The organism is Klenkia terrae, assembly GCF_037083865.1.
Classification (GTDB): Bacteria; Actinomycetota; Actinomycetes; order Mycobacteriales; family Geodermatophilaceae; genus Klenkia; species Klenkia terrae.
The window spans coordinates 1-6,219 of sequence record NZ_JBAPLV010000056.1; the positions used below are offsets into that span (position 1 = coordinate 1).

Annotated in this window: 7 protein-coding genes; 5 read left to right on the plus strand and 2 right to left on the minus strand. The window is 70.7% G+C overall.

Annotated features, from left to right (window positions below):
• Positions 1-90: 90 nt before the first annotated feature.
• Entirely contained in the window at positions 91-513 is a 423-nt protein-coding gene (locus UXQ13_RS23380; RefSeq protein ID WP_225233944.1) for a hypothetical protein, read from the plus strand.
• Between the two features lie 337 nt (positions 514-850).
• On the opposite strand, the gene UXQ13_RS23385 is transcribed toward UXQ13_RS23380, so the two are convergent.
• Positions 851-1,969, minus strand: a complete 1,119-nt coding sequence (locus tag UXQ13_RS23385) for a TDT family transporter (RefSeq protein ID WP_092807911.1) — start codon at positions 1,967-1,969, stop codon at positions 851-853.
• A 104-nt stretch (positions 1,970-2,073) separates the two neighbouring features.
• On the opposite strand from UXQ13_RS23385, the gene UXQ13_RS23390 reads away from it, so the two are divergent.
• Both UXQ13_RS23390 and UXQ13_RS23395 read left to right on the plus strand, forming a co-directional pair.
• A complete protein-coding gene (locus tag UXQ13_RS23390; protein WP_165839467.1) occupies positions 2,074-2,688 on the plus strand; it encodes a uracil-DNA glycosylase in 615 nt (204 codons plus the stop codon).
• Positions 2,679-3,653 carry a LysR family transcriptional regulator gene (locus tag UXQ13_RS23395; RefSeq protein ID WP_207798632.1) on the plus strand — a complete coding sequence of 325 codons (975 nt, stop codon included), beginning with the start codon at positions 2,679-2,681 and terminating at the stop codon, positions 3,651-3,653. The genes UXQ13_RS23390 and UXQ13_RS23395 overlap by 10 nt, the downstream gene beginning before the upstream one ends.
• A 522-nt stretch (positions 3,654-4,175) precedes the next feature.
• Here UXQ13_RS23395 and UXQ13_RS23400 read toward each other — a convergent pair.
• Positions 4,176-4,652: a GNAT family N-acetyltransferase gene (locus tag UXQ13_RS23400; protein WP_225236164.1), complete on the minus strand. Its 477-nt coding sequence runs from the start codon at positions 4,650-4,652 to the stop codon at positions 4,176-4,178.
• A 209-nt stretch (positions 4,653-4,861) separates the two neighbouring features.
• Here UXQ13_RS23400 and UXQ13_RS23405 point away from each other — a divergent pair, with 209 nt between their 5' ends.
• On the plus strand, positions 4,862-5,455 hold the full coding sequence (locus tag UXQ13_RS23405) for a recombinase family protein (RefSeq protein WP_225236163.1): 594 nt from the start codon (positions 4,862-4,864) through the stop codon (positions 5,453-5,455).
• The gene (locus UXQ13_RS23410; protein WP_225236162.1) at positions 5,452-5,682 is read left to right on the plus strand and encodes a hypothetical protein; all 231 of its coding nucleotides are present in this window, start codon (positions 5,452-5,454) and stop codon (positions 5,680-5,682) included. Before UXQ13_RS23405 ends, UXQ13_RS23410 begins: the two co-directional genes overlap by 4 nt.
• The last annotated feature ends 537 nt before the right edge of the window (positions 5,683-6,219 follow it).

The window sequence follows — 6,219 nt, forward strand, 5'->3', positions numbered from 1 at the left end:
CGCCGTCCTACGAGCCATCACCATCTGGACCAGAGTCTTTGGAGACACGCCCTAGTTGCGGCCGTTCCTTTGCTCGCTCGACAGGAGGAGGTGCTGTTCCGCTACGGCACCGAGACCGCCACGATCCTGCAGACGGTCACCCGCAGCTTGCTGTTCGGGATCGTCCACCTGGCGGCGGGGGTACCGGTGGCTGCCGCGCTCGCCCTCAGCATCCCCGGCCTCGTCTTCGCTGTGGTGTACCGGGCGGCCTACCGGTCTCCGGTCGTCCCGGTGCCGGTCAGCGCTGGCCAGATCGACTGGGAGACCTACACGGCCATGCCTAAGGTCGGGGACCGACTGGCCTGGCTGACCGCGCAGATGGAGCAGCGCGACGCCAACGGCCGAGCCCCTACGAACTGGGACACCATGCAGAATGCCGCACGAGACCGGGCGACCGATGTGGCCGCCGCAGTCCACACCGTGAGCAACTGGTGCGGCCTTGGTCTGCTCTTCGTGATCTTGACCCTGACCTGAGGGGTGGCGCGGTGCAAGCGCTGGGTTGCCCTGCAGCTCACAAACCCCCGTATATGGATCGACGGATTCCGTGTCACAACTAGGTCCGAAACCGCTAGGGCCCTGGTCTGCGGGGTCGATGCAGTGCTCGGCTCCGACGGTCGTCGTCCCCGATGTGCATGGATCGTCCGTGGTGCAGTGGTGTCAGGAGCGGGCTGGTCGGATGTGACTGCGGGAACCGTGGATAGAGCTCCGCTGCGCGTCCGAGGCCCATTCTGTGGGCCGGAACTGGCTGTCCTGCCAGGCGACGCCCGGGTCCGGCCCAGTCGGGTGCCTGGCATGTCCCGGGGGTCGACGGTCAGCGCAGCAGGGCCCCGGTGAGGACCCCGCGCGCCGTGCGCAGGGCGACTGTCGCCCAGGCCCCCAGCAGCGCGGCGAAGAGCATGACGGCCGCGACCTGCAGGAAGGTCTCGCCGGTGTGCAGGGCGAGCCCGGACGTGCCGGTGACGACGGTGCCGACGGGGAAGGTGAAGGACCACCAGGTGAGGGTGAAGGGCAGGTGCGCCCGGGCAGTGCGGACGGTGACGGCGAGGGCGATGCCGGCCCACATCAGCGCGAACCCCCACACCGGGAGCCCGTAGACCAGCCCCATGGCCTGGAAGGCGGTGGCGTAGGGCTCGGGGACGGCGAGGTGGGCCTGGCTGCCCAGGTTGTTCGCGGCGGTGATCGACTGGCCCAACGGGCCGAGCACGATCCACAGCGTGGGCACCATGGCGGCGGCGCCGATCTTGTGCCGGGCCAGTCGGCCCCACACCAAGGTGATCACCACGAGGCTGGCCAGCAGCGAGAGCCCGAACATCGACCAGCACAGGGTGAACAGGGTGGTGCGCAGCTGTCCGGCGGGCAGTTCGGGGACCAGCAGGGCGCCGGTGGCCGCGGACACCATGGGCGGGACGACGGGCATCAGCCACCCACCGAACGCGGCGTCCTCTGCGACGTCGTGGCGGGTGAAGACCAGGTACGGGAGGCCGACGGCGGTGACCAGGCCGTAGACGGTGCCGGCGACCCACAGGACGGCGAACACCCACAGTGCTGCGGTGGCGCCGATGAGGTCGGCGCCGACGAGGTGGGTGGCGACGCCGAAGGCCAGCAGGCCCATCGGTGGGGCGCCGTAGAAGTGCGCCATGACCGGGTTGTCGGCGTGCCCACGGGCGGTGTCGGGGTGGTATCGCCAGTGCGCGATGGTGGCGGCCGAGACGGCCAGCAGCAGCACCCCGGCCAACACCCACACCACCTGTGCCAGGACCTGCAGGCCCGGGACGGTGACGGGCAGGGTGGCTGCAGCGGTGGCCACGATGGAGGTGCCCATGACCGAGGCGAACCAGTTGGGGCCGATGTTGGCCACGGCCAGTCGCCGGTCGTCGTCACTGCCGAACAGGCCGGGTCCGGGGGTGGGCTGGGTCGCCGTGCTGGTCATGGGTCCATCGTGCGCTGGTGCAGACCCTGCCGGTAGCCGCCGCGTCGTTGTGCATGCACAAGCCCAGCTTGTGGCGCTCGGTGCCAGGGCCTAGCGTCCCACCGGTGCAGGAGACACTGCGAGAGCTCAAGCTCGCCCGGCTGGACGACCCGCACGTCGCGCCGCTGAACGCGCTGGTCCGGCGGTGGCGGGGCCGAGGTCGGGCGGTGCCGTGGTTCGACCCGCACGGCGGGGGCACCGGTGCGCGGGTGCTGCTGCTCCTGGAGAGCCCGGGTCCGGCGACGATGGCGCTGGGGGAACGCGGGTTCTCCTCCGAGGACAACCCCGACCCCACGGCGCGGGTGCTGCGGGCCGCGCGGGAAGCGTCCCCGCTGCGGGCCGTGGACTGCCTGCGGTGGAACGTCGTCCCGTGGGCGCTGGGCACCCCCGAGGCCTGGCGCAACCCACGGGCCGCCGACCTGGCGGAGGCCGGTCCAGCATTGGCCGAGGTCCTCCAGCTGGTCCCGCGGTTGCGGGTCGTCGTCCCGCTGGGGACGGCGGCACTGGCCGGCTGGATGCGGTACCTGACGATGCACCCACCCGTGCACCCGGTGGTGACCCTGGCGGTGCCGCACCCCTCCCAGCGCAACACCCACGCCCGAACCGAGGCCGACCAGCGGTTGCAGCATGCCCTGGGCGCCGCAGCAGCATGGCTGCCGGAGCTGACGGCGTGCCGCTGAGTCCGCACGTGCCCGAGCTGGGGGCGTTGGAACTGTTGTTGGACGTGGTGGCCACCGGCAGCATCGGCGCCGCGGGGCGCCGGCACGGTGTCAGCCAGCAGGCCGCCTCGGCCCGGCTGCGCACCCTCGAGCGGCAGGTGGGCGTCGCCGTGCTCGATCGCCGGGCCCGCGGCACCGGACTCACCGACGCCGGGACTGCGTTCGCCGCCTGGGCGGCCCGCGTGGTCGAGGCCGCCACCGACCTGGACGCCGGGCTGACCGCACTTCGTCACCGGGGATCGGCGCGATTGCGGTTGGCGGCGAGCATGACCGTGGCCGAGCACCTGGTCCCGGGGTGGCTGGCCGCCCTGCGGGCGCACGGGGGCGTCGAGCAGATCACCTTGACGGCCACCAACAGCGCCGCCGTGGCCGACCTGGTTCGCGCCGGGGCAGTGGACGTGGGTCTCGTCGAGGGACCGGACCCCCTGGCCGACCTCTCCCAGGTCGTGGTGGGCACCGACGACCTGGTGCTCGTCGTCGCTCCGGACCACCCCTGGGCCCGTCGGCGACGGCCGGTGGCCGCCGCCCTGCTGGCCCGCACCCCGCTCGTCACCCGCGAGGTCGGCTCGGGCACCCGCACCGCTCTCGAGCAGGCCCTGGGCCCCCCGGGCCCGACGCCGGTGCTCGAGCTCAGCACCGCGACCGCCGTCCGGGAGTCCGTCCGGGCCGGGCTCGGCCCGGCCGTCCTGCCCCGACTGGCGGTGGCCGGTGACCTGCGCGACGGCCGGTTGGTCGCCATCGGCGTCACCGGGGTGGACCTGCGCCGACGGTTGCGGGCCGTGTGGGTGGGGCCCACCGACCGACCCCCCGCCGGCCCGGCCCGCGACCTCGTGGCCACGGCGACCGCACGAGTCCACCCGCCCGGACCGCGGAGGAAGAGTGACGCGGGCGGGGTGACACACGCCAGTCGGCAGGACCACCGCTGAGCCCGGCGATGGAACGCCGCCGAGATCGCGACGCCTGAACCGTCCTCCAGGGCTGACGGACCCCCGGACAACGGGAGAGGACCGCTCGACCATGGACCACCCGACCAGTGCCCAGAGCTGGTGTCCGACCCCGACGCACCGGTGCCGGGACGGCGGTGCGCAGGGGTCGGCGCACCTCGCATCCGGCGTTGCCGGCCCCGTCACGATCGGCACGCTTGCACGGTCGTCGTGGCCACCCACCCCCCGAGACCGGGCCAGCCCATTGCCTGCCCTGGTCGACGACCCCTGGACACCAGGGCCACCCCGGTGCGCGTCGTCCCGCCCCACTGACTTCCCGGAGCACACACCGCAACCCGTGTCGCAGTGCAGTCAGTGCGGACAACAAACCCCGGTGTGCGGTCCTACCGAATCGGGCCCAGAACCAGGTTCACATCCAACTCCTGGCGAGGCCGAGAGGGGTGACCTTATTCGGGCTGGGCGCTGTCAGATGCCGAAGGCCGGTGCGTAGTGGAAGTCGCCGGGCTAGCCGCTCCACGCCTGGAGGGTCCGTACCTGGAAGTGGTCAGCCCACGACGGGTCGGATGCCTTGATGCCCAGCGGTTCGGCGGGGCGGAAGCCGAATCGCCGGTAGTACCCGGTGTCTCCCAGAAGGACGGCTTCGGGAAAGTCGAGGGGGTCAGCTGCCGCGAGTACAGCGTGCATGAGCGCGCTGCCGATGCCGGTCCCTTGCATGTCGGGGAAGACCCCCAGGGGCGCGAGGCCCACCGAGGTTGCGCCGGCGAGCTGCGCACGGCTGCCGAGAACGTGCCCCACGACCGCGCCGTCCCGTTCGGCGACCAGGGACAGCGCTGGGATGACGTCTCCGGCGGCGCGTAGGGCGTCGACCAGGGTTGCCTCAAACGCGACCGATCCGTCCTCGGTGGCGAACGCGGCGTTGTGGACAGCGTGTACGGCGTCGCGGTCGTTCGGGGTCTCTCTGCGGATCAGCACCCGGAGCACGATGCAGGCGCTAGGGCTGCGCCACAACATGTTTGGCCCGTCGTGTCACAAACCCCCGTATGTGACACCACAGCGGCCGGGTCGGCCGCCGGTCGGGAAACGCCAGGTCGGCACCTGCTTCGACAGGACCGAAACCCGTTCCGAAATCAACGGCCCACAAACCCTGCCTCAGCGTCTTTTGAATCGACATCTCGGCTAGCGTCGGCGGCATGACGGTGGTCGGCTACGCGCGGGTGTCCACGCTCGAGCAGGACCCGGCCCTGCAGCACGACGCGCTCACCGCGGCTGGCGCTGCGAAGGTGTTCACGGACTTCGCCTCCGGCGCCACTGCCCAGCGGCCACAGCTGACGGCTTGCCTGGAATACCTACGCTCCGGCGACACCCTCGCGGTCTGGCGCATCGACCGGCTTGGGCGATCGGTGGAGGACCTCACGCGCATCGTCAACGACCTGGCCGAGCGCGGCATCCAGTTCCGGTCGACCACCGAGGCCATAGACACCACGACCGTGGGTGGTGAGCTCGTCTTCCACGTCTTCGCCGCCGTCGCGCAGATGGAACGCCGGCTCATCCGTGAACGCACCGTGGCCGGCCTTGCCGCGGCCCGAGCCCGCGGCCGCAAGGGTGGCCGCCCCAGCGTCATGACCGATCAGCGCGTGGCAGCAGCTGCCGCCCTGCGCACCCAAGGGCTCACGCTCAACGAGATCGCCGCGTCGCTGGGGGTCGGACGTTCCTCAGTCGTCCGCGCCCTGAGACAGCCAATTGCTGCAGCTGCTCGGCCCAGCACGACCGGCGCGGTGTCGTGAACGGGCGCGCCGTTCGCATTGCGATCGTCGCTGGCGTCGTGGTGGGCTCGATCGTCTGGGTGGTGAGCCTGATGACCATCCCCGTGGTGACCATGTGCGCAGACAGTCCGACCGGTGGCTACTGCGAGAAACAGGGCGGACCTAGCGTGCTGCCTGCCCTGGCCACCGGAGCTCTGACCGCCGGCGTTGTTGGCGCGGTGTTGTGGGTCCGGCAGCGGCGCCGTTAGGCGTTCCGAGTGTCCCGTATGACGCCCCTCTGTGAGAAAACAAATCGGACGGGTCTATCGGGACGCTCGGTGTTTGTGCTGGTCAGCTCGGTGAGCTGACCGAGCCGTGTCCCGGTAGACGGCCGTCTGCGGACACTTTGCCTCGCTAGGCTGAGCCGTCCCACCGAAGGTGCAGTTGTCCGCTACCTTCAGATGCCATCCGATTGGAGGCACCAATGGTGTGGCTTGTATGGTCCGGAATAGTGGTATTCGTTGTAGTACTTCTGGGCATTTCATATTGGTACGACCGCGATGCTCGCCAGCGGGGTGCCAATCCCATGTCAGCTGGCTCGATGGTTGAAGCGACCCGAACCAACCGATGGCAAACGGTGCGTCGCAGCAGCCAGCTATTGCAGGGCGGGGCAACACCACGGTCGCAAGACGCTCATGGTCAGACCTGGAAGAAGCCTTAATTGGCTGCTGCTGTGGGCACTACGGCTAGGTGTTGCGGTGCATGAGGTTGTTGACAGCGGGGCGGTAGGGGCCGGGACGTAGGAC